22 protein-coding genes and 2 pseudogenes are annotated in these 22,466 nt (G+C 69.3%); 20 read left to right on the top strand and 4 right to left on the bottom strand.

The window, feature by feature from the left end; translation table 11 throughout:
• Positions 1 to 127: 127 nt before the first annotated feature.
• On the bottom strand, positions 128 to 1,219 hold the full coding sequence (locus tag A5771_RS13060) for a hypothetical protein (RefSeq protein ID WP_064855640.1): 1,092 nt from the start codon (positions 1,217 to 1,219) through the stop codon (positions 128 to 130).
• A gap of 111 nt (positions 1,220 to 1,330) precedes the next feature.
• On the opposite strand from A5771_RS13060, the gene aspS reads away from it, so the two are divergent.
• Positions 1,331 to 3,100 carry an aspartate--tRNA ligase gene (gene aspS / locus A5771_RS13055; protein ID WP_064855639.1) on the top strand — a complete coding sequence of 590 codons (1,770 nt, stop codon included), beginning with the start codon at positions 1,331 to 1,333 and terminating at the stop codon, positions 3,098 to 3,100.
• Positions 3,101 to 3,139: 39 nt separating this feature from the next.
• A complete protein-coding gene (locus tag A5771_RS13050; RefSeq protein ID WP_064855638.1) occupies positions 3,140 to 3,547 on the top strand; it encodes a PaaI family thioesterase in 408 nt (135 codons plus the stop codon).
• A gap of 6 nt (positions 3,548 to 3,553) precedes the next feature.
• Here the strand turns inward: A5771_RS13050 and A5771_RS24540 are convergent, their stop codons facing one another.
• Positions 3,554 to 3,982 (bottom strand): transglycosylase family protein, encoded by a 429-nt coding sequence (locus A5771_RS24540; protein WP_109401127.1) that lies wholly within the window; start codon positions 3,980 to 3,982, stop codon positions 3,554 to 3,556.
• 319 nt (positions 3,983 to 4,301) lie between these two features.
• Between A5771_RS24540 and A5771_RS13040 the strand changes: the two genes are divergently transcribed.
• From A5771_RS13040 to aroQ, 14 genes and pseudogenes are all read left to right on the top strand, one after another.
• On the top strand, positions 4,302 to 5,144 hold the full coding sequence (locus tag A5771_RS13040; protein WP_064855637.1) for a DUF3097 domain-containing protein: 843 nt from the start codon (positions 4,302 to 4,304) through the stop codon (positions 5,142 to 5,144).
• A gap of 91 nt (positions 5,145 to 5,235) precedes the next feature.
• The gene (locus A5771_RS13035; protein WP_064855636.1) at positions 5,236 to 6,345 is read left to right on the top strand and encodes an NDMA-dependent alcohol dehydrogenase; all 1,110 of its coding nucleotides are present in this window, start codon (positions 5,236 to 5,238) and stop codon (positions 6,343 to 6,345) included.
• A 26-nt stretch (positions 6,346 to 6,371) separates the two neighbouring features.
• Positions 6,372 to 7,703 carry a replication-associated recombination protein A gene (locus tag A5771_RS13030; protein WP_207545442.1) on the top strand — a complete coding sequence of 444 codons (1,332 nt, stop codon included), beginning with the start codon at positions 6,372 to 6,374 and terminating at the stop codon, positions 7,701 to 7,703.
• A 24-nt stretch (positions 7,704 to 7,727) separates the two neighbouring features.
• Positions 7,728 to 7,829 (top strand): annotated as a pseudogene (locus A5771_RS23060) (secondary thiamine-phosphate synthase enzyme YjbQ); the annotation flags it as partial.
• A 107-nt stretch (positions 7,830 to 7,936) separates the two neighbouring features.
• Positions 7,937 to 10,621 carry an alanine--tRNA ligase gene (alaS, locus tag A5771_RS13025; protein WP_064855634.1) on the top strand — a complete coding sequence of 895 codons (2,685 nt, stop codon included), beginning with the start codon at positions 7,937 to 7,939 and terminating at the stop codon, positions 10,619 to 10,621.
• Positions 10,618 to 11,151 (top strand): Holliday junction resolvase RuvX, encoded by a 534-nt coding sequence (gene ruvX, locus A5771_RS13020; protein WP_064855633.1) that lies wholly within the window; start codon positions 10,618 to 10,620, stop codon positions 11,149 to 11,151. Before alaS ends, ruvX begins: the two co-directional genes overlap by 4 nt.
• Positions 11,144 to 12,397: an endolytic transglycosylase MltG gene (locus tag A5771_RS13015; protein WP_064855632.1), complete on the top strand. Its 1,254-nt coding sequence runs from the start codon at positions 11,144 to 11,146 to the stop codon at positions 12,395 to 12,397. The genes ruvX and A5771_RS13015 overlap by 8 nt, the downstream gene beginning before the upstream one ends.
• Positions 12,375 to 13,214 carry a shikimate dehydrogenase gene (locus A5771_RS13010; RefSeq protein WP_064855631.1) on the top strand — a complete coding sequence of 280 codons (840 nt, stop codon included), beginning with the start codon at positions 12,375 to 12,377 and terminating at the stop codon, positions 13,212 to 13,214. The genes A5771_RS13015 and A5771_RS13010 overlap by 23 nt, the downstream gene beginning before the upstream one ends.
• Before the next feature lie 10 nt (positions 13,215 to 13,224).
• Positions 13,225 to 13,644, top strand: coding sequence for a prepilin peptidase (locus tag A5771_RS13005; RefSeq protein ID WP_064855630.1), 420 nt, complete (start codon positions 13,225 to 13,227; stop codon positions 13,642 to 13,644).
• 190 nt (positions 13,645 to 13,834) lie between these two features.
• Positions 13,835 to 14,206, top strand: coding sequence for a hypothetical protein (locus A5771_RS13000; RefSeq protein ID WP_234783045.1), 372 nt, complete (start codon positions 13,835 to 13,837; stop codon positions 14,204 to 14,206).
• 114 nt (positions 14,207 to 14,320) lie between these two features.
• Complete coding sequence (gene aroC, locus A5771_RS12995) at positions 14,321 to 15,547, top strand: chorismate synthase (RefSeq protein ID WP_207545441.1); 1,227 nt, start codon at positions 14,321 to 14,323, stop codon at positions 15,545 to 15,547.
• A gap of 3 nt (positions 15,548 to 15,550) precedes the next feature.
• Positions 15,551 to 16,171, top strand: coding sequence for a shikimate kinase (locus A5771_RS12990; RefSeq protein ID WP_064855628.1), 621 nt, complete (start codon positions 15,551 to 15,553; stop codon positions 16,169 to 16,171).
• Between the two features lie 5 nt (positions 16,172 to 16,176).
• Positions 16,177 to 17,274: a 3-dehydroquinate synthase gene (gene aroB / locus A5771_RS12985; RefSeq protein ID WP_064855642.1), complete on the top strand. Its 1,098-nt coding sequence runs from the start codon at positions 16,177 to 16,179 to the stop codon at positions 17,272 to 17,274.
• Positions 17,271 to 17,705 carry a type II 3-dehydroquinate dehydratase gene (gene aroQ / locus A5771_RS12980; protein ID WP_064855627.1) on the top strand — a complete coding sequence of 145 codons (435 nt, stop codon included), beginning with the start codon at positions 17,271 to 17,273 and terminating at the stop codon, positions 17,703 to 17,705. Before aroB ends, aroQ begins: the two co-directional genes overlap by 4 nt.
• Here aroQ and A5771_RS23600 read toward each other — a convergent pair.
• Positions 17,681 to 18,361, bottom strand: a complete 681-nt coding sequence (locus tag A5771_RS23600) for a B-4DMT family transporter (RefSeq protein WP_064855626.1) — start codon at positions 18,359 to 18,361, stop codon at positions 17,681 to 17,683. The genes aroQ and A5771_RS23600 overlap by 25 nt on opposite strands.
• Before the next feature lie 33 nt (positions 18,362 to 18,394).
• Between A5771_RS23600 and A5771_RS12970 the strand changes: the two genes are divergently transcribed.
• The 3 genes from A5771_RS12970 to nusB are packed head-to-tail and all read left to right on the top strand — an operon-like array spanning position 18,395 to position 20,558.
• On the top strand, positions 18,395 to 19,486 hold the full coding sequence (locus tag A5771_RS12970) for a M24 family metallopeptidase (protein WP_064855625.1): 1,092 nt from the start codon (positions 18,395 to 18,397) through the stop codon (positions 19,484 to 19,486).
• Between the two features lie 14 nt (positions 19,487 to 19,500).
• Positions 19,501 to 20,064: an elongation factor P gene (efp, locus tag A5771_RS12965; protein ID WP_064855624.1), complete on the top strand. Its 564-nt coding sequence runs from the start codon at positions 19,501 to 19,503 to the stop codon at positions 20,062 to 20,064.
• A gap of 2 nt (positions 20,065 to 20,066) precedes the next feature.
• On the top strand, positions 20,067 to 20,558 hold the full coding sequence (gene nusB, locus A5771_RS12960; RefSeq protein ID WP_064855623.1) for a transcription antitermination factor NusB: 492 nt from the start codon (positions 20,067 to 20,069) through the stop codon (positions 20,556 to 20,558).
• Positions 20,559 to 20,564: 6 nt separating this feature from the next.
• Here the strand turns inward: nusB and A5771_RS12955 are convergent, their stop codons facing one another.
• Positions 20,565 to 20,831: a hypothetical protein gene (locus A5771_RS12955; protein ID WP_064855641.1), complete on the bottom strand. Its 267-nt coding sequence runs from the start codon at positions 20,829 to 20,831 to the stop codon at positions 20,565 to 20,567.
• Positions 20,832 to 20,971: 140 nt separating this feature from the next.
• Between A5771_RS12955 and A5771_RS12950 the strand changes: the two are divergent.
• Positions 20,972 to 22,466, top strand: a pseudogene (locus A5771_RS12950) (aminotransferase class I/II-fold pyridoxal phosphate-dependent enzyme); the annotation flags it as partial.

The following is a 22,466-nucleotide window of genomic DNA, read 5'->3' as shown; positions in this document are numbered from 1 at the left end:
GCTGCAAACAACCTGGCCAACACCGACGCCTCGGTCGGCTCCAGCTGGGCCTGACCGAAGCCAGTACCAACCAAGAACCGGCCCCGCCTGCAGGCTGCGCCGGTTCTTGCGTTGGGGCTCAGGCGGTTTACCCGCCCCCCGCCGGTATCGACGCGCAGGCGCCCAGCACCGTGGTGGACAGGAACGTCGCGGCATTGGCCAGATAGTTGTCCGACGGATCGTAGGTCGGCAGCGACAGCACAAACGCCCGCCGATACTGCGCGGACAGCTCCGCGAAGTCCTGCAGGGTCGGATTGTTGCTGCGCCGGCCCAGCTGCTGCATCTTGTTGGCCAGACTGATCATCACCGGGCCGACGGCCAGGTTGATCGCCTTCTGCTGCGGGTTCCAGTAGGTCGCCGGGATGCTCGGGTCGATCTCGGTCCATTCGGCGGTGTCGGCGCCGAACTTGTCCAGCGCGGCCTTCCAGTCCGCGCACACCGGGTTCGGCCCGGTCAGGTAGCGCTGCGGGTTGGTGGGATTGCCCGGCGAGGCGGTCTTGGTGGGCGCGGACTGTGGCTCGACCAGCGGCGCGCGGGTCGCCGCCGATCCGTTGTTGCTGGCCGCGCAGATCGCGGCCAACGCCGATGCCGCACTGTGCGCGGTGCCGGCCAGCGCAGCGTCGCGTTCGGTGTAGGTGGGAATGTGCTCGACGAAAGCGCGGGCGTAGGCGATGAACTGCTCGTAGAGCTCACGCATCACCCGGTGCGGGGTGAGCTTCACCAACCCGACGGTCTGTGCGGCGGCGTTGCGCACCACCTGTCCGGCGGCCAGGTATTCCTTTTTCTGTTCGTCGTTCCACGCCGTGGCCGGGATCGACTGATCGCGCTCATTCCATTTGCCGTGCCCCAGCAGGGACAGCGTGCTGGACAGGTTGGCGCTGATCGACCCCCACGCGATGCAACTTGGGTCGGTCATGATGATGGACACCGGTCCGGTGTCGTCGGCGCTGGCGATACCCGACGCCGCCGCGTTGCGGCTGGAACTCGCGCCATCCAACGCACCCTTGCCCGGCTCACCGCCGAGCAGCACCACCCCGACCAGCACCAGGGCGACCACCGCCAACACGACCACGGCGGCCAGCCCCCATTTGAGGCTGTTGGTCTGCTTGGGCGAGGCGTCTTCTTCCTCGTACTCCTCGTCGTCGTAGTCGAAGTCGAGGTCATCGGTGCCGTTGGTCACAGTGAGCCAGCTTAGAGCACCTACCGGCCCGGGGCAGTGCTGCGCGTTGGCCTTAGACTTGGCGACCGTCGAACCGTTACTCGACCGTCTTCGAACAAAAGGGGCTCTTTGGTGTTGCGCAGCCACGACGCCGGCTCATTGCGGGCCACCGACGCCGGACTGAGCGTCACGCTGGCCGGCTGGGTGGCGCGCCGCCGCGACCACGGCGGAGTCATCTTCATCGACCTGCGCGACGCCTCCGGGGTGTCGCAGGTGGTGTTCCGCGATGCGGCCGTGCTGGAGCAAGCCCATCGTCTGCGCGCCGAGTTCTGCGTTGCCGTCACCGGTGTCGTCGAGGTGCGTCCGGCCGGCAATGAGAACCCGGATCTGCCGACCGGCGCCATCGAGGTCAACGCGACGGCGCTGACCGTCCTCAACGAGGCCGCGCCGCTGCCGTTCCAGCTCGACGAGTCGCCCGGCGAAGAGGCGCGCCTCAAGCACCGCTACCTCGACCTGCGCCGCGAAGACGGTCCCGGAGCGGCGCTGCGGCTGCGCTCGAAGGTCAACGCGGCCGCTCGCGCGGTGCTCGCCGAGCATGACTTCGTCGAGATCGAAACCCCCACTTTGACCCGCTCCACCCCGGAGGGCGCCCGCGACTTCCTGGTGCCGGCGCGGCTGCAGCCCGGCTCGTTCTACGCGCTGCCGCAGAGCCCGCAGCTGTTCAAGCAGTTGCTCATGGTGGCCGGTATGGAGCGCTATTACCAGATCGCCCGCTGCTACCGCGACGAGGACTTCCGCGCCGACCGTCAGCCGGAGTTCACCCAGCTGGACCTGGAGATGAGCTTCGTCGACGCCGAAGACGTGATCGCCATCGCCGAGCAGGTGCTCCAGGCGCTGTGGGCCTTGATCGGCTATAACCTGCCGCTGCCGCTGCCGCGGATGAGCTACGCCGATGCGATGCGCCGGTTCGGCTCCGACAAGCCCGACCTGCGCTTCGCTTTGGAGCTGGTGGAGTGCACCGAGTTCTTCAAAGACACCACCTTTCGGGTCTTTCAGGCCCCCTACGTGGGTGCGGTCGTCATGCCGGGCGGGGCGTCGCAGCCGCGCCGCACCTTGGACGGCTGGCAGGAGTGGGCCAAACAGCGCGGCGCCAAGGGCCTGGCCTATGTGTTGGTCGGCGATGACGGCGAGCTGTCCGGCCCGGTTGCCAAGAACCTCACTGACGCCGAGCGCGCCGGGCTGGCCGGGCACGTCGGCGCCGCGCGGGGGGACTGCATCTTCTTTGCGGCCGGGCCGGCCAAGGGATCCCGGGCGCTGCTGGGGGCGGCCCGCGGCGAGATCGCCCGGCGGCTGGACCTGATCGACCCCGACGCCTGGGCGTTCACCTGGATCGTCGACCCGCCGTTGTTCGAGCCCGCCGACGACGCCACCGCGGCCGGTGACGTCGCGGTGGGCTCGGGAGCCTGGACCGCGGTGCACCACGCCTTCACCTCGCCCAAGCCCGAGCACGCCGGCAGCGTGGAGTCCGACCCGGGCGCGGTGCGCGGCGGCGCCTACGACGTGGTGTGCAACGGCAACGAGATCGGCGGCGGCTCGATCCGTATCCACCGCCGCGATGTCCAGCAGCAGGTCTTCAAGGTGATGGGCATCGATGAGGCGGCGGCCCAGGAAAAGTTCGGATTCTTGTTGGACGCCTTCAGTTTCGGGGCGCCGCCGCACGGTGGGCTGGCGTTCGGCTGGGACCGGGTGGTGGCGCTGCTGGCCGGAGTGGACTCGATTCGCGAGGTCATCGCGTTCCCGAAGTCCGGCGGTGGCATCGACCCGCTGACCGACGCGCCGGCCCCGATCACCGCCGCCCAGCGCAAGGAAGCCGGGATCGACGCCAAACCCGAGCCGCGCTGAAACGCCGACACGGCGCGCCGCGTCCGTCAGGCTGAGCGGATGGACTCCGCTGAATTCGCGCGCCTGGTCGTCGCCAACATGCCGTTCGCGGCGGCGCTGGAAATCGACATCACCGAACTGGCACCCGAGCAGGTGATCGCCACGATGGCCTGGGCGCCGGAGCGCTGCACCACCGGCGGCATCCTGCACGGGGGAACGCTGATGGCGTTCGCCGACACCGTCGGGGCGGTGTGCGCGGTCGCCAACCTGCCCCACGGCGCCAGCACCTCGACGATCGAGTCGAAAACCAATTTCTTCCGCGCGGTGCGCGAGGGCACGGTCACCGCGACCAGCCTGCCGCTGCACGTGGGACGGACCACGATCGTGGTGCAGACCGATTTGACCGGCGACAACGGCAAGCTGGTCGCCAGGGTCACCCAGACGCAGGCGGTGCTGGCGCCGAAGTAGCCGGTCTCACCAGAACGGTTTGAGCAGGCTGCGCATCGCCGGCGGCACCCAGCCCTTCACCGACGACGGGAATACCCGTCCCGGACCGCATTTGGGCCAGGCATACGGCCCCTGCTCGTCCAGGACCCGACTGGCGACGGCGATCTGTTCCTCGCGCGACGCCTTCGACGGCAACCCGACGCCGCCGAATGCCCGCCAGGTCGACGGCTTGAACTGCAGGCCGCCGTAGAAACCGTTGCCGGTATCTGCGGCCCAGTTACCGCCGGACTCGCATTGTGCGACCGCGTCCCAGCCCATCATGTTGGCATCCGCGTGGGCGACGCCCGCGGACGCCAGTAGGGCGCCCACGATCCCGCCGGTGACCAGCCCGGATGCGGACCAGACGAGGTGCCGCCTGCCGAACGTCACGACACGCCGTGCGGTGGTCCGGTGCATATCACAACCTCCGTGATAGTTGTCTATCAGTGAGGTTTACGAGGATAACGCGATAATTGATGAAATTGCACATTTTGGTCACCTAAAGATGCAAATGAGGTTTCTGTTGTTAGATGATGTAATTCTCAATTAGAGTGACGGAAGTTGATGAAGTTGTAATTGTTACGTATGTTGCGAGAGATCTCTTAAAAATTTAGAACGACATTAATTAATTTTGTTACTTATGTGACAGCTGCGACTGGTGTGTATATGAGCCGGAAGCGCGACGCGCGCGGTCGCCTCACCGCCACCACCGCCTAAGCGCCTTAGGCTGCCTCGGGTGGCCGACCGCTATGGAACCGATATCCTCGCCGACAACCCGCACACCGCCCGTAAGGTCCGGTCCGTTGAGGTGCCGGTGGAACGCGGGATGGTGGTCGAAGACGCCCAGAGCGGCTACGTCGGCGCGGTGGTGCGGGTCGCCTACGGCCGGATGGATCTCGAAGACCGGTACGGTCGCATCCGCGGATTCCCCGTCGGTCCCGGCTACCTGATTGACGGCAAACCGGTGATCCTGACCGAGCCACGGCCCAAGGCGTCCACGGCGTCCGCTCGCACCGCGTCGGGCTCGGTCGCGGTGCCCGGCGCCCGCGCCAAGGTGGCGCTGGCCAGCAGGATCTATGTCGAGGGCCGCCACGACGCCGAACTCGTCGAACAGGTCTGGGGTGATGACCTGCGCATCGAAGGGGTGGTCGTCGAATACCTCGGCGGAATCGACGATCTGGCCGGGATCGTGGCCGAATTCCAGCCCGGACCCGGCCGTCGGCTCGGGGTGCTGGTCGACCACCTGGTCGCCGGCTCCAAGGAGACCCGCATCGCCGAAACGGTGCGCCGCGGCCCGAGTGGTGCGCACACCCTGATCGTCGGGCACCCCTACGTCGACATCTGGCAGGCGGTCAAACCCGCGCGGGTCGGGCTGAAGCAGTGGCCGGCGATCCCGCGCAACGTGGAGTGGAAACACGGCATCTGCGCCGCGCTGGGTTGGCCGCACGCCAACCAGGCCGATATCGCCATGGCCTGGCAGCGCATCCGCGGTCGGGTGCGCAACTGGACCGACCTGGAGCCGGAGCTGATCGGCCGGGTCGAGGAGCTGATCGACTTCGTGACGCAATCCGGCGGTTAGCGAGTCGACGGAGGAGAGGCGAAGCTGGACCGCCGCGGTAATTCAGCTGAATCGGGCCACCGCCGTCATCGAAGCGGGTTGGATGGCGAGCATGAAAACAATTGCCGCCGTGGCGCATGCGCCACATCAGCCCTTCGAGATCATGGAATTGGATCTGGACGGGCCGGGCCCGGGCGAGGTGCTGATCAAGTTCACCGCGGCCGGGCTGTGTCACTCGGACCTGCACCTGGCCGACGGTGACTGGCCGGCGCGGTTCCCGATCGTCGGCGGGCACGAGGGCGCCGGGATCATCGAGGACGTCGGTGCCGGGGTCACCAAGGTCAAACCCGGCGATCACGTGGTGTGCTGCTTCATCCCCAGCTGCGGGTCCTGCCGGTACTGCTCGACCGGCCGGCAGAACCTGTGCGACATGGGCGCCACCATCCTGGAGGGCTGCATGCCCGACGGCAGCTACCGGTTCCACTCGGGTGGAACCGATTACGGCGGCTTCTGCATGCTGGGCACCTTCGCCGAGCACGCGACCGTCTCGCAGCACTCGGTGGTCAAGGTCGATGACTGGCTGCCGTTGGAGACCGCGGTGCTCGTCGGCTGCGGGGTGCCGACGGGGTGGGCGACCGCCAACTATGACGGCGGGGTACGGGCCGGGGACACCGTGGTGGTCTACGGCATCGGCGGGGTCGGCATCAACGCGGTGCAGGGCGCCGCGCACGCCGGCGCCAAATACGTGGTGGCCGTCGACCCGGTGGAGTTCAAGCGCGACACGGCCCTCAAGCTCGGGGCCACCCACGCGTTCGCGACCGCCGAGGAGGCGATGGGCAAGATCGCCGAACTGACCTGGGGGCAGATGGCCGACCAGGCGCTGATCACCGTCGGCGACCTGGACGAGGCCGTCACCACCGCGGCGTTCAACACCATCGGCAAGGGCGGCACCGTCGTCATCGCCGCCCTGGCGAAGCTGGAGAGCCTCGACGTGCACGTCTCGGGCTCGCAGCTGGCGCTGTTCGGCAAGACCATCAAGGGCACCCTGTTCGGCGGCGCCAACCCGCAGTACGACATCGTGCGGCTGCTGCGCCTCTACGACGCCGGCCAGCTCAAGCTCGATGAACTGGTCACCCGCCGCTACACCCTGGAGCAGGTCAACGAGGGCTATGCGGATCTGCGCGACGGCAAGAACATCCGCGGGGTGATCGTGCACCGCTGACGCCGCGAGCCGACGGCGGAAATGGTATGCCTGAAGGCGTGTCCGACGGACTGTTCGACCTCACCGGCGACGCGGCGCCCGAGCCCGGCTCGGGCACGTCCACGCCGCTGGCGGTGCGGATGCGCCCGGCGACGCTCGACGAGGTGGTAGGCCAGGACCACCTGCTGGGGCCGGGCTCCCCGCTGCGCCGGCTGGTCGACGGCTCCGGGGCGGCGTCGGTCATCCTCTACGGCCCGCCCGGCACCGGCAAGACCACGCTGGCCTCGCTGATCTCCGGTGCGACCGGCCGGCGCTTCGAGGCGCTGTCGGCGCTGAGCGCCGGGGTCAAAGAGGTACGCGCGGTGATCGACACCGCCCGGCGCGCCGCCGCTTACGGCGAGCAGACCGTGCTGTTCATCGATGAGGTGCACCGGTTCTCCAAGACCCAGCAGGATGCGTTGCTGGCCGCGGTGGAGAACCGGGTGGTGCTGTTGGTGGCGGCTACCACCGAGAACCCGTCGTTCTCGGTGGTAGCCCCGCTGCTGAGCCGGTCGCTGATCTTGCAGCTGCGTCCGCTGGGGGCCGACGACATCGCCGCGGTGCTGCGCCGCGCCATCGCTGATGAGCGCGGCCTGGGCGGGCGCATCGAGGTGACCCCGGATGCCGTTGACTTGCTGGTCCGGCTGGCCGCCGGTGACGCCCGCCGCGCGCTGACCGCACTGGAGGTGGCTGCCGAGGCCGGCGAGCGGGTGACCGTCGAGATCGTCGAGGGGTCGCTGGATCAGGCCGCGGTGCGTTATGACCGCGACGGCGACCAGCACTACGACGTCATCAGCGCGTTCATCAAGAGCGTGCGCGGCTCCGATGTCGACGCCGCGCTGCACTACCTGGCCCGGATGCTGGTCGCGGGGGAGGACCCGCGGTTCATCGCGCGGCGGCTGATGATTCTGGCCAGCGAAGACATCGGGATGGGGGACCCGACCGCGCTGCAGACCGCGGTGGCCGCCGCGCAGACTGTCGCGTTGATCGGCATGCCCGAGGCACAGCTGACCCTGGCGCACGCCACCGTGCACCTGGCGACCGCGCCGAAGTCCAACGCGGTGACCACCGCGCTGGGCGCGGCGATGGCCGACATCAGGGCCGGCAAGGCCGGGGCGGTGCCGGCGCACCTGCGCGACGGCCACTACTCCGGCGCGCAGGCACTGGGCAACGCGGTCGGCTACCGCTATGCCCACGACCACCCCGACGGTGTTGTGCCCCAGCAATATCCACCTGATGAGCTGGTCGGGGCGGACTACTACCAGCCCACCGGACGTGGTGCCGAACGGGAGATCGGCGGGCGCCTGCAGAAGCTGCGGTCGATCATCCGCCGCCGCTGAACTCGCTGCTCGTACCCTGGGGATATGAACACCGAAGTGCTCGACGTCGACACTGCCCGGCGTCGCACCGTCGATCTCACGGCGCAGGTGCGCGCCTTCTGCGCCGCGCACGGGGACGGCTTGTGCGGCTGAGTTTCCTCTGACCGCGCCCTCTTGGCGTCAGGAAGGTGGTCGGCAGACCGGTACTGTAGGGCCGTCTATAAGTGCGACAACGGCGGGAAAGCGACTTTAGAGTGCAGACACACGAGATCAGGAAACGCTTCCTCGATCACTTCGTGAAGGCGGGCCACACCGAGGTGCCCAGTGCTTCGGTGATCCTCGACGACCCGAATCTGTTGTTCATCAATGCCGGCATGGTGCAGTTCGTGCCGTTCTTCCTAGGTCAGCGGACCCCGCCGTATGCCACCGCCACCAGCATCCAGAAGTGCATCCGCACCCCGGACATCGACGAGGTGGGCATCACCACCCGGCACAACACCTTCTTCCAGATGGCCGGCAACTTCTCGTTCGGCGACTACTTCAAACGCGGCGCGATCGAGCTGGCCTGGACCCTGCTGACCAACAGCGTCGACGAGGGCGGCTACGGGCTGGATCCCGAACGGCTCTGGGCCACCGTCTACCTCGACGACGACGAGGCCGTCGCACTGTGGCAGGAGATCGCCGGGTTGCCGACCGAGCGCATCCAGCGCCGCGGCATGGCCGACAACTACTGGTCGATGGGCATCCCCGGGCCCTGCGGACCATCCTCGGAGATCTACTACGACCGCGGCCCCGCCTTCGGCGTCGACGGTGGCCCGGTCGCCAACGAGGACCGCTACATCGAGATCTGGAACCTCGTGTTCATGCAGAACGAACGCGGCGAAGGCACCTCCAAGGAGGACTTCGAGATCCTCGGGCCGCTGCCGCGCAAGAACATCGACACCGGGATGGGCATCGAGCGGGTCGCGTTCCTGCTGCAAGGTGTGCACAACGTCTACGAGACCGACCTGGTCCGCCCGGTCATCGATGTGGTGGAAGCGCGCGCACCCCGGGGCTACGGTGCGGGCAACGACGCCGACGACGTGCGCTACCGGATCATCGCCGACCACTCCCGCACCGCGGCGATCCTGATCGGCGACGGGGTGAGCCCGGGCAACGACGGCCGCGGCTACGTGCTGCGCCGGCTGCTGCGCCGAGTGATCCGCTCGGCCAAGCTGCTCGGTATCGAGGGCCCCATCGTCGCTGAGTTGATGGCCACCGTACGCGACGCGATGGGCCCGTCGTACCCGGAGTTGGTCAGCGACTTCGACCGGATCTCCCGGATCGCGGTGGCCGAGGAGACCGCGTTCAACCGCACCCTGGCATCGGGGTCCAAGCTCTTCGAGGAGGCAGCGGCGGCCACCAGGTCGGCCGGCGTCACCGTGCTGTCCGGCAAGGACGCCTTCGCCCTGCACGACACCTACGGCTTTCCCATCGAACTCACACTGGAGATGGCGTCGGAGGCCGGCCTGGCCGTCGATGAGGCCGGCTTCCGCGCCCTGATGGCCGAGCAGCGCCAACGCGCCAAGGCTGACGCCGCCGCCCGCAAGCACGCCCACGCCGACCTGAGGGCCTACCGGGAGTTGATCGACGCCGGCCCCACCGAGTTCACCGGATTCGACGAACTGACCTCGGAGGCAAGGATTCTCGGGATCTTCGCGGACGGCAAACGGGTCCCGGTGGTCGCGCACGGCGACGCCGCCGCCGATCGGATCGAGTTGGTGCTCGACCGGACCCCGCTCTACGCCGAAGCCGGCGGGCAGATCGCCGACGCCGGCACCATCAGCGCCGGCCCCGCCAAGGCCGCGGTCACCGACGTGCAGAAGATCGCCCAAACCCTGTGGGTGCACCGGGTCACGGTGGAGTCGGGGGAGTTCGTCGAGGGCGACACCGTCACCGCCGCGGTGGACCCGGGCTGGCGCAAGGGCGCCACCCAGGGCCACTCCGGCACCCACATGGTGCACGCCGCGCTGCGGCAGGTGTTGGGGCCAGGCGCTGTTCAGGCCGGGTCGCTGAACCGGCCGGGTTATCTGCGGTTCGACTTCAACTGGCAGGGGCCGCTGAGCGACGAGCAGCGCACCCAGGTCGAAGAGGTCACCAACGAGGCGGTGCAGGCCGACTTCGAGGTGCACACCTTTACCGAGGAACTCGAGAAGGCCAAGTCCATGGGCGCCATGGCGATGTTCGGCGAGAAGTACCCCGACCGGGTGCGGGTGGTCGAGATCGGCGGGCCGTTCTCGCTGGAGTTGTGCGGCGGCACCCATGTGCACAACTCCGCGCAGATCGGTCCGGTGACCCTGCTCGGCGAATCGTCGGTCGGATCCGGGGTGCGCCGTGTGGAGGCCTACGTCGGGCTGGACTCGTTCCGGCACCTGGCCAAGGAACGCGCGCTGATGGCCGGCCTGGCGTCCTCGCTGAAGGTGCCGTCCGAGGAGGTGCCCGCCCGGGTAGCAAACCTGGTGGAGCGACTGCGGGCGGCGGAGAAGGAACTCGACCGCGTCCGGCTCGCCAGCGCCCGCGCGGCCGCGTCGAATGCCGCCACCGGCGCCGAGCAAGTCGGTAACGTGCGCGTGGTGGCGCAGCGGATGTCCGGTGGTATCGGCGGTGGCGACCTGCGCTCGCTGGCCGGCGACATCCGCGGCAAACTCGGTGAGGGCCCGGCGGTGGTGGCGCTGATCGCCGACGGAGACGGCAGCGTGCCCTACGTGGTCGCCACCAACCCCGCCGCGCAGCACCTCGGGCTGCGTGCCGACGATCTGGTCAAAGACCTGGCCGCGGCGGTAGCCGGCCGCGGCGGCGGCAAGGCGGATCTGGCGCAGGGCTCCGGCAAGGACTCGTCCGGTATCGACGCCGCCCTCTCAGCGGTCCGCGCGGCGGTCGCCCGGAGCGCGCCGGCGTGACCTCAGCCCACCATCGCACCCCGGACCGGCCCGGCGGGCCGGATGATCCCGGCCGCGGAAGACGGCTCGGGGTGGATGTGGGCAGCGTGCGGATCGGGGTGTCGTGCAGCGACCCCGACGGCCTGCTGGCGACCCCGGTGGAGACCGTCCGCCGGCATGCCTCCGGGTCGCACCTGCGCCGGCTGGCCGAGCTGGCCGAGGAATTCGACGTAGTCGAGGTGGTGGTCGGGCTGCCCCGGACCCTGGCAGACCGCACCGGATCGGCCGCCGAAGACGCCATCGCGGTCGCCGAAGACCTGGCCCGGGCGCTGGCCAAGCGGAACCGGCCGGCCCCGGTGCGGCTGGCCGACGAGCGGCTGAGCACTGTCAGCGCGACGCGGGCCCTGCAGGCGGCCGGGATGCGGTCAAGGCGTCAGCGCTCGGTGATCGACCAGGCCGCAGCGGTGACCATCTTGCAGAGCTGGCTCGACCAGCGCCGGGCCTCGGCCCCGGCGGACCCGGCGGTGCCGACGGAGGACAACGGTGTCTGACGAACGACCCAAATGGAAAGCCAGGCCCGTGGCGGTAGAGCCCGCGCCGCAGCGGATGAGCCGGACCGAGCGGGCTCGCGAGGACCGGCGGCGACGACAGCGCAACCGGCAGCGGCGCGTGGTCGGCGGACTGGGCGTCGTGCTGATCACCATGACCGTTATCGCCGCGGTGTTCTTCGGTTCCAAGCTGTGGCACTCGCACGGGCCGGTCGTCGACTACACCGGTGACGGCGGCCCGCAGGTGCTGATCGAGGTGCACGAGGGCGACTTCACCACCGCCATCGCCGAAACCATGCTGGGCGCCGGCGTGATCGCCAACGTCGCAAAGTTCCTCGACGCCGCGCAGAACAACACCGCCATCGCGGCGATCCAGCCCGGCTTCTATCGGTTGCGGACCGAGATCCCGGCCGCCACCGCGGTCAAGCAGCTCACCGACCCGGCCAACCGGATGGGCAAGCTGGTGATCCCCGAAGGCCGTCAACTCGACGACACCACCGACATGAAGACCAACGCGGTGACCCCGGGAGTGTTCACGCTGATCGCGGAGGCCAGCTGCCTGGAGCTCAACGGCGATCGGCACTGCCTCGCGGCGGAGGACCTGCGGCGCGCCGCGGCGATGGAGACACCGCAGGCGCTGTCGGTGCCGGACTGGGCTTTGGAACCGGTCACCAGGATGGGCCGCGACCACCGCCGCATCGAGGGGTTGATTACCGCGGGCACCTGGAACGTCGACCCGACGGCGCCGGCGCCGGTGGTCTTGTCGAAGGTGATCGGCCAGAGCGCCGCGGAGCTGGCCAAGTCCGGTCTGCCGGCCACCGCCGCGCAGTTGGGCATGACGCCCTACGAACTGTTGACAGTCGCGTCGCTGGTGCAACGCGAAGCCTTGCCGCACGACTTCGCCAAGGTGGCCAGGGTCATCGACAACCGGCTGGGCGAGCCGCAGCGCCTGGAGTTCGACTCGACGGTCAACTATCCGCTGGACCGCCAGGAGGTGGCCACCACCGACGCCGACCGGGCCAAGGTGACGCCGTGGAACACCTACGTCTCCGAAGGGCTGCCGGCCACCCCGATCTGTTCGCCGGGAACGAAGGCCCTGCAGGCCGCCGAGCACCCCGAGCCGGGCGACTGGCTGTACTTCGTGACGATCGACAAGGACGGCACCACGTTGTTCACCCACAACTATCAGCAGCACCTGACCAACATCGAGATGGCCCTGGGCAACGGTGTCCTGGACAGCTCCCGCTGAGTCGGGGCCCCGCAAGGCGGCCGTTCTCGGGTCGCCGATCGCGCACTCGCGCTCACCCCAACTGCATCTGGCGGCCTACCGCGCGCTGGGCCTGCAGGGCTGGACCTATGACCGCATCGAGTGCGACGCCGAGCGGCTGCCGGTGCTGGTAGCCGGATTCGGGCCGGAGTGGGTCGGCGTGTCGGTGACCATGCCGGGCAAATTCGCCGCGCTGGCCTTCGCCGACGAACGCACCCCCCGCGCCGAGCGGATCGGCTCGGCCAACACCCTGGTGCGCACCGAGACCGGCTGGCTGGCCGACAACACCGACGTCGACGGGGTCAGTGGAGCGCTGGGATCGGCCGGTGACATCTTGGGGGGAGAGGCGATCGTGTGCGGGTCCGGCGGCACCGCCCCGGCCGCCGTGGTGGCGTTGGCCGAACTCGGGGTCAGCCGCATCACGGTGGCGGCGCGTAACCCCGACAACGCCGCCCGGGTGGTGGCGCTGGCGACCGACGCCGGCGTGCCGGCCCGCCATTGCCCACTCGACGATGCCGGGCTGAGCAAGGCGGCCGCGGCGGCATCGGTGATGGTCAGCACCCTTCCGGCCGACGTCGCCGCCGCCTTTGCGCCGGTGTTGGCCGGGGTGCCGGTGCTGCTGGACGCGATCTACGAACCCTGGCCGACTCCGCTGGCGGCCGCGGTCACCGCGGCGGGCGGCACGGTGATCAGCGGCCTGCAGATGCTGTTGCACCAGGCGTTCACCCAGGTCGAGCTCTTCACCGGCCGGCCCGCGCCCCGTGCGGCGATGACTTGCGCGGTAGCCGGCCCGGCCTGAACATGACGCCATGTGGGCAGTGCTGGTGGTGGCGTGGCTGACGCTGCTGAGCGGCTATGACCTCCGGCAGCGCCGGCTGCCGAACTGGCTGACGCTGCCCGCAGCGGTGGTGGTGCCCGCGGTGGCGGCCGGGTCCGGCCGGGGAACCGCGGCACTGGCCGGGGCGGCGGCGCTGACCGCGGTCTATTTGGCGGTGCACCTGATCGCCCCGGCCGGGCTGGGCGCCGGCGATGTCAAGCTCGCCGCCGGACTCGGTGCATTGACCGGTTCTTTCGGCGCCGACGTGTGGTTGCTGGCGGCACTGTGCGCGCCGCTGCTGACCGGGGTGTGGGGTCTGATCGCCGGGTTGGCCCGCCGCGGGCCGACGGTTCCGCACGGACCATCGATGTGCCTGGCCAGCGCGGTGGCGGCGGGCCTGGGAATGTTCTGAGGACGCCGTCTCAGCGCGATCGTGGAGGTCACCGACGGCGCTGGGATGAGCGAACGCAAATTAACGCCGTAGTTAACCTTGACAGGAAACGTTTGCTACTCAGCCCGCTATTAGCTAATATAGCAGTATTGACTCTGCTGACGGGGGTAATCCAGAGGGGGTGACCGTGAAGCGAGCTGTAATTGGGGGCGTGGCTGCTGCCGCGGTCGTCGTGGGCGGCGCCGTGCTGGCCACCAACATGGCTTCGCCGTCCCTGCCTGATGTGCAGGTTCCGGCGGTTGCGCTGTCCAGCGCCGAGGGAAGCGACGCCACCGTGCAGTGGCTGGACCTGTTCGCGCAGACCTCGGCCGGCAACCTCGATGCGTTCGGCGGGTACCTGCTGGACCCGAGTACGGCCGTCCCGCCCGGCGAAGCCCCGCTAGTGCTGATCGACCCGCAGACCTCGGCCGAGGACTTCGACCGCATCCTGGACGGCGTCGTCGGCAATGCGGACAGCCAGCTCAATGCGGTGACCAATGGTCGTGACGCGGTTACCTATTTGATCCTCAAAAACGGCTCCTGACCCCACTCGGGGTGGCGGGCCGGTGTGATTCCGGCGTTTCTCGCGGTACTGAGCTGTCTGCGTGCGCACGCGTAACCTCCGCCGAGCCCGGGTGGCCAAGACCGGCATGGGAAGATGGGACACGTGTTGCGTTGGATAACCGCCGGGGAATCGCACGGTCGCGCGCTGGTCGCCGTGGTCGAGGGCATGGTCGCCGGAGTAGGCGTCACCTCGGCTGACATCGCGGCCCAACTCGCCCGTCGTCGCCTCGGCTATGGTCGCGGCGCCCGGATGAAATTCGAGGCCGACGCGGTCACCGTCTTGTCCGGGGTGCGCCACGGTCTCACCCTGGGCGGCCCGATCGCGGTCGAGATCGGCAACACCGAGTGGCCCAAGTGGGAGACGGTGATGTCCACCGATCCGGTGGATCCCGGCGTGCTCGACGCCGAAGGCGGGGCCCGCAACGCGCCGCTGACGCGGCCACGGCCCGGCCACGCCGACTACGCGGGCATGCTCAAATACGGCTTCGACGACGCTCGCCCGGTGCTGGAACGCGCCAGCGCGCGCGAGACCGCCGCCCGGGTCACCGCGGGTACCATCGCGCGGGCGTTTCTGCAGCAGGCCCTGGGCGTGCAGGTGATCTCTCACGTGATCTCGATCGGCGCCTCCGACGCTTACGACGGCCCGGTGCCCGCACCCGAAGACCTGGCCGCCATCGACGACAGCCCGGTGCGCGCCTACGACGCAAAGGCCCAGGAATCGATGATCGCCGAGATCGAGGCCGCCAAGGCCGACGGCGACACCCTGGGCGGCGTCGTGGAAGTCGTCGTCTCGGGCCTGCCGATCGGGCTGGGGTCCTTCATCAGCGGCGACGACCGCCTCGACAGTCAACTGGCCGCGGCCATCATGGGCATCCAGGCGATCAAGGGGGTCGAGATCGGCGACGGTTTCACCACCGCCCGCCGGCGCGGCAGCGCGGCCCACGACGAGATGTATCCCGGTCCCGACGGCGTGGTGCGCTCCACCAACCGGGCCGGCGGGCTGGAGGGCGGCATGACCAACGGCCAGCCGCTGCGGGTGCGCGCGGCGATGAAGCCGATCTCCACCGTCCCGCGGGCGCTGGCCACCGTCGACATGGCCACCGGCGATGAAGCGGTCGCGATCCACCAGCGCTCCGACGTGTGCGCCGTCCCGGCCGCGGGAGTGGTGGCCGAAGCCATGGTGGCGCTGGTGCTGGCGCGCGCCGCGCTGGCCAAGTTCGGCGGGGACTCGCTGGCCGAGACCCGCCGCAACATCGAGGGGTACCGGCGCTCGGTGGCCGAGCGCGGGCCGGTGGGCGACCAGGCCCGGGTATCGGGCTAGGCCGTGGCACCCAGAGCGGTTCTGGTGGGGTTGCCCGGGGCGGGCAAGTCCACCATCGGACGGCGCCTGGCCAAGGCGCTCGACGTCGACATGCTCGATACCGACGCCGCCATCGAGGCCCGCACCGGACGCAGCATCGCCGACATCTTCGCCGCCGACGGCGAGGCCGAGTTCCGCCGCATCGAGGAGGAGGTGGTGCGCGCGGCGCTGGCCGAGCACGACGGCGTGCTGTCCTTGGGCGGGGGAGCGGTCACCAGCCCGGGGGTCCGCGAAGCCCTGGCCGGGCACACCGTGGTGTTCCTTGAGATCAGCGCCGCCGAAGGGGTACGACGCACCGGCGGCAGCACCGTCCGGCCGCTGCTGGCCGGGCCGGGCCGGGCCGAGAAGTTCCGCGAGCTGATGGCCCAGCGGGTGCCGCTCTACCGGCGCCTGGCGACGATCCGGGTCAACACCAACCGGCGAAATCCGGGAGCGGTGGTTCGCTATATCGTGTCCCGGCTGGAGGCCGGCGTCCCAGACCGCAAGGCCCCCGCGGCAACTCGGGCACAACCGCCGCCGGCACCGGCCGGCTCACCGCCCACCCCCGCCACGCTGGCCGCACGACAGACCGGAGGACGCAAGTGACCGAGATTCCCGAGCCGATCACCGTGACGGTGGCCACCGACCCGCCGTACCCGGTGGTGATCGGCAAAGGGCTGCTCGGTGATCTCGCCGACCAGCTCGCCGGCCGTAACAAGGTCGCGATCCTGCACCAGCCGACGTTGGAGGCGACCGCGGAGGCGATCCGAAGCTACTTGGCGGACAAGGGGATCGAGGCGCACCGCATCGAGATCCCGGACGCCGAGGACGGCAAGTCGTTGCAGGTGCTGGGTTTCATCTGGGATGTGCTGGGCCGCATCGGACTGGACCGCAGAGACGCCCTGGTTAGTCTCGGCGGCGGCGCCGCCACCGACGTGGCCGGCTTCGCGGCGGCCACCTGGCTGCGCGGTATCTCGATCGTGCACGTGCCGACCACCCTGCTGGCGATGGTCGACGCCGCGGTCGGCGGCAAGACCGGCATCAACACCGAGGCGGGCAAGAACCTCGTCGGCGCGTTCCATCAGCCCGCAGCCGTCGTGGTGGATCTGGCCACCCTGGAGACACTGCCGCAGCGCGAGATCGTCGCCGGCATGCCCGAGATCGTCAAGGCCGGCTTCATCGCCGACCCGGTGATCCTGGATCTGATCGAAGCCGATCCGCAAGCCGCGATGGATCCGACCGGTGAGGTGCTGGGCGAGCTGATCCGGCGCTCGATCATCGTCAAGGCCGAAGTCGTCGCCGCCGACGAGCGGGAGTCGGGCCTGCGCGAAATCCTCAACTACGGCCACACTTTGGCGCACGCGATCGAGGCGCTGGAGCACTACCAGTGGCGGCACGGCGATGCGGTATCGGTCGGGCTGGTGTTCGCCGCCGAGCTGGCCCGGGTCACCGGACGCCTCGATGACGAAACCGCCGACCGGCACCGCTCGATCCTGTTGTCGCTGGGCCTGCCGGTCAGCTACTACGAGAGCGCCCTGCCGGCGCTGCTGGAATACATGATGGGGGACAAGAAGAACCGGGCCGGCGTGCTGCGGTTCGTGGTGCTCGACGGCCTGGCCAAGCCGGGCCGGCTGGAAGGGCCCGACCCGATGCTGCTGGCCGCCGCCTACGACGAGGTGGGCCGGCGTTTCCGATTGGAGCGACGGTGAACCGGATCAATGTCATCAACGGCCCGAACCTGGGCCGGCTGGGCCTGCGCGAGCCGGATGTCTACGGCGACACCACCTATGCCGACCTGCAGGCACTGATCGAAGCCGAGGCGGCTGCGCTGGGTGTTGACGCCATGGTGCGCCAAAGCGACAGCGAAGCGCAGCTGCTGGAGTGGATTCACGCCGCCGCCGACGCCGCCGAACCGGTGATCCTCAACGCCGGTGGCCTGACCCATACCTCGGTAGCGCTGCGCGATGCCTGCGCGGAGCTCCGCGCACCGTTGATCGAATTGCACATCTCCAATGTGCATGCGCGCGAAGACTTTCGGCGCCACTCCTATCTGAGCCCGATCGCCAGCGGGGTGATCGTCGGCTTCGGGGTACGCGGCTACCTGCTGGCGCTGCGCTACCTGGCCGAGTCGCCCGGCTGAGTCTCCCCGCCGTCGTCAGTGACCGCGGGAATCTCGGTGGTCGCCGCCTCGTTCTCGGCCGGGTACTCCTCGGTGGTGAAGCCGGCGGCCGGACCGGCCAGCGTCGCGTCCGCGTCGGCCTGGGCGCTGGCGGTCTCCTCGGCAGCCACCGGAGCGGCGCCCACGGTGGCGAACACGTCCGTGGTGGCTGCCTCATCCTGGGCGGCCAGGCCGTGGTGGCGCATCGGTTGCTTTTCGTAGTCCTTGTCCACGCGACGGCGTCCCAGGGTGACCGCGGCCACCGCCGATGCGAACACCAGCAGCGCGGTGAAGGCCGCGAAACTGGTCAGCTCGTTGAGCAGGGTGCTGACGTAGAGCGCCTTGTCGACCAGCGCGATGAGCCACGACACCACACCGCTGAGCACACCGGCGACCAGCCCGGCACCCAGCCAGGTCATCGCGAGGTCCTCGCGCCGGTCCGGGTCGGGGTTGGCCCTGGCGTCGGCGCGGCCGTCCGAGTGGCCCCACACCATCACGGCGATCACGAACAAGATCATCAGGATCAGGCTGATCAGCCCGGCCTGCGCTTCGAAGGCGTTGATCAACACCCCCTGGATCAGGCGGATGACGACCATCAGCGCTGCGAAGACCAATCCGCGAAGAAACCACTTGCTCATGGGGGCACAGCGTAGCGAGTACCGTCACACCGCGTGACACATTCCTCCCGGCGATTGCGTCTGAGCGCTGTGATCGGTGCGGCCGATCTGGACGCGATGCTGGTCACAGACCTGGTCAACGTGCGTTATCTGTCCGGATTCACCGGTTCGGCTGGCGCGTTGCTGGTCTACGCCGACGACCGGCCGTCGGCCCTGGTGACGGACGGCCGATATCGCACCCAGGCCGCCCGCCAAGCCCCCGATCTGCCGGCCGCTATCGAGCGGGCCGGAGCGAGCCACCTGGTGGCACAGGCCGCGGCGGCCGGGGTGCGCCGGCTGGGGTTCGAGGGACACGTCGTCACCGTCGACGGGTTCGACACCCTGTCCAAGGCCGCCGACGGGACCGAGCTGGTGCGGGCCTCGGGCTTGGTGGAGAAGCTGCGGGAAGTCAAGGATGCCGGTGAGGTCGCCCTGTTGCGGCTGGCCTGCGAGGCCGCCGACGCCGCACTGAGCGTCCTGGTGGACCGCGGCGGGCTGCGGCCGGGCCGCACCGAAAAGGAGGTCGCCCGCGAACTGGAAGCGCTGATGCTCGACCACGGCGCCGACGCCGCGTCGTTCGAGACGATCGTGGCCGCGGGCGCCAACTCGGCGATCCCACATCACCGGCCGACCGACGCCGTGCTGGCCGCCGGCGACTTCGTCAAGATCGACTTCGGGGCGCTGGTGGCCGGCTACCACTCCGACATGACACGCACCTTCGTGCTGGGGGAGGCAGCGGCCTGGCAGGCCGAGATCTACCAGGTGGTGGCAGCGGCGCAGCGGGCCGGACGAGAGGCCCTGCAACCTGGTGCCGGGCTGCGCGACGTCGACGCCGCCGCACGCGAGGTGATCGCCGGCGCCGGCTACGCCGAAACTTTCAGCCACGGCCTGGGCCACGGGGTGGGTTTGCGGATTCATGAAGCGCCGGGAATCAACGCGGCGGCCGACGGTACACTGCTTGCCGGTGCTGTGGTGACCGTGGAGCCCGGCGTCTATCTGGCCGATCGTGGCGGCGTCCGCATCGAGGACACGCTCGTGGTCGCTGATACTCCCGCGCAGACCCCGGAATTGCTGACTCGGTTCCCCAAGGAACTGACCATTCTCTAGGAGACGTAGAAAACGTGGCTTCAACTGCTGACTTCAAGAACGGCCTGGTGCTGGTGATCGACGGCCAGCTGTGGCAGATCACCGAGTTCCAGCACGTCAAACCGGGCAAGGGCCCGGCCTTCGTGCGCACCAAGCTCAAGAACGTGGTGTCGGGCAAGGTCGTGGACAAGACCTACAACGCCGGCGTGAAGGTGGAGACCGCCACCGTGGACCGGCGCGACGCCACCTACCTGTACCGCGACGGTGCGGACTTCGTATTCATGGACAGCGCCGACTACGAGCAGCATCCGCTGCCCGAGGCGATGGTCGGGGATTCGGCGAACTACCTGCTGGAGAGCATGCCGGTGCAGATCGCCTTCCACAACGGGGTGCCGCTATACCTGGAGCTGCCGGTCAGTGTCGAACTGGAGGTCACCCACACCGAGCCGGGCCTGCAGGGCGACCGCTCCAGCGCGGGCACCAAGCCGGCCACCGTGGAGACCGGCGCCCAGATCAACGTGCCGCTGTTCATCAACACCGGGGACAAGCTGAAGGTCGACACCCGCGACGGCAGCTATCTGGGACGGGTCAACTCCTGACCATGCCCGTTGGCAAGCCGGTCAAGGGACGGCATCAGGCACGCAAGCGCGCGGTCGATTTGCTGTTCGAGTCCGAGGCTCGGGGGCTGACCCCGGCCGAGGGCGCGGCGATGCGGGCCGAGCTGGCCAGCCAGCAGCCAGACGTGGCACCGCTGCACCCGTACACGGTCACGGTCGCCACCGGTGTCGCCGCCCACAGCGCCCACATCGACGACCTGATCACCTCGCACCTGCAGGGCTGGAAGCTGGAGCGATTGCCGGCCGTCGACCGGGCGATCCTGCGGGTGGCGATCTGGGAGCTGCTGCACGCCGAGGACGTGCCCGAGCCGGTCGCCGTCGACGAGGCGGTGAAGCTGGCCAAGGAGCTGTCCACCGATGACTCGCCCGGCTTCGTCAACGGCGTGCTGGGCCAGGTGATGCTGGTGACGCCCCAGCTGCGGGCGGCGTCGCAGGCGGTCCGCGAGGCGGCTCAGCAGCCCGACACCGAGGAGTAGCCGGCGTCAGTGCCGGGGCGGGCAACTGCCCTGGGGTCCGCGCGCAACGCAGCGCACGAGGTCGCCGCCCCGGTCATGCAGGCACCAGAGGAAAAAGGCGTCCCCGATTTGGTTGACGCCCTCGAACGGGCTCGCCTTGGCTTCGCCGCCGTCGATGACCACCGCTTCGTCCTGCACGGTCGCCGGGCAGCCCGCGGCGCCCAGGCGTTCGCAGGCCTCCTCGGCCGTCTGTGTTCCGGCCAGCGCGGCGGTATAGGTGTCGAGTTTGCCCATCTGGTCCACCGGCCCGACGTTACCCACGGAGGTGCCGCGTCGACAGGGCATTTGGGTCCCGGATCGAAGGGCCTTAGACCCCTAGCCGGACCTCAGGCGAAAGCGCCCCGCCCACAAGCGTCTCGGGCCACACTGGCCCTATGGGCCTTACGAGCTCGGACAGCGACGGGCAGCGCCGGAGGTTGCGGGTCTCAGCGCTGGCGGCGGTGGCCAACCCGTCGTACTCGCGGGTGGACACCTGGAATCTGCTCGACGACGCCTGCCGCCAACTGGCCGAGGCCAACCGGGCCGGCCTGGACACCACCCACCACGCCGCGCGGGTCAAGCGACTGCTGCACCGGCTCGGCGCCTATGAGCGGTACTGGCTGTTCCCCGGCGCCGCGAACCTGGCAGTCCTGCGCGGCTACCTCGAGACGATGGCGACGGTATCGCTGCGCGAACAGGTGTCGCTGGTGGTGCGGCTGCTGTCGGACTACGGCGACCGGGCGGCGCTGTTCGACCTCGGCGCGCCGCTGTCCGATCAGGAGTTGGTGGCCCAGGCCCGCCAGCAGCAGTTCTACACCGTGCTGCTGGCCGACGACTCGCCGTCGGGCGCCCCCGAAAGCCTCGCGGAAAGCCTGCGCGCGCTGCGCAGCCCCGACGACGAGGTCCAGATCGAACTGCTGGTGGTGTCCAGCGTCGAAGACGCCGTCACCGCCGTGGCGCTCAACGGCGAGATCCAGGCGGCGATCGTGCGGCACGATCTGCCGCTGCGGTCGCGCGACCGGGTGCCGCTGATGAACACGCTGCTGGGCGCCAACGACGACGCGGGGACCATCGACTGCGGCCGCGATGCCATCGAATGCGGGGAGTGGATGCGCCTGCTGCGGCCGCACATCGACCTCTACCTGCTCACCGACGAGTCGATCGCCGCTGACACCGAGGACGAGCCCGACGTCTACGACCGCACCTTCTACCGGCTCAACGACGCCACCGACCTCAACAGCAGCGTGCTCGCCGGAATCCGTAAACGTTATGCCACACCGTTTTTCGATGCGCTGCGGGCCTACGCCGCCGAGCCGGTCGGCCAATTCCATGCGCTTCCGGTGGCGCGCGGCGCCAGCATCTTCAACTCGCGCTCACTGCAGGACATGGGAGAGTTCTACGGCCGCAACATCTTCATGGCCGAGACCTCGTCGACATCCGGTGGGCTGGACTCGCTGCTTGACCCGCACGGCACCATCCGCGTCGCGATGAATAAGGCCGCGCTGACCTGGAACGCCGACCACACCTACTTCGTCACCAACGGGACATCGACGGCCAACAAGATCGTCGTGCAGGCGTTGACCCGCCCCGGTGACATCGTGCTGATCGACCGGAACTGCCACAAATCGCATCATTACGGCCTGGTGCTGGCCGGGGCGTATCCGATGTACCTGGATGCCTACCCGCTGGCGCCGTTCGCGATCTACGGGGCGGTGCCACTGCGCACCATCAAACGCGCACTGCTCGACCTGGAGGCCGCCGGGCAGCTGCACCGGGTCCGGATGCTGTTGCTGACCAACTGCACCTTCGACGGCGTCGTCTACAACCCACAGCGGGTGATGGAGGAGATCCTGGCGATCAAGCCGGACATCTGCTTTTTGTGGGACGAGG

Origin of the sequence: Mycolicibacter sinensis, from assembly GCF_001667375.1 — a bacterium.
Lineage (GTDB): Bacteria > Actinomycetota > Actinomycetes > Mycobacteriales > Mycobacteriaceae > Mycobacterium > Mycobacterium sinense_A.
Note: the sequence above shows the minus strand (reverse complement) of the source record. Positions and strands in the feature narration are given on the sequence as shown.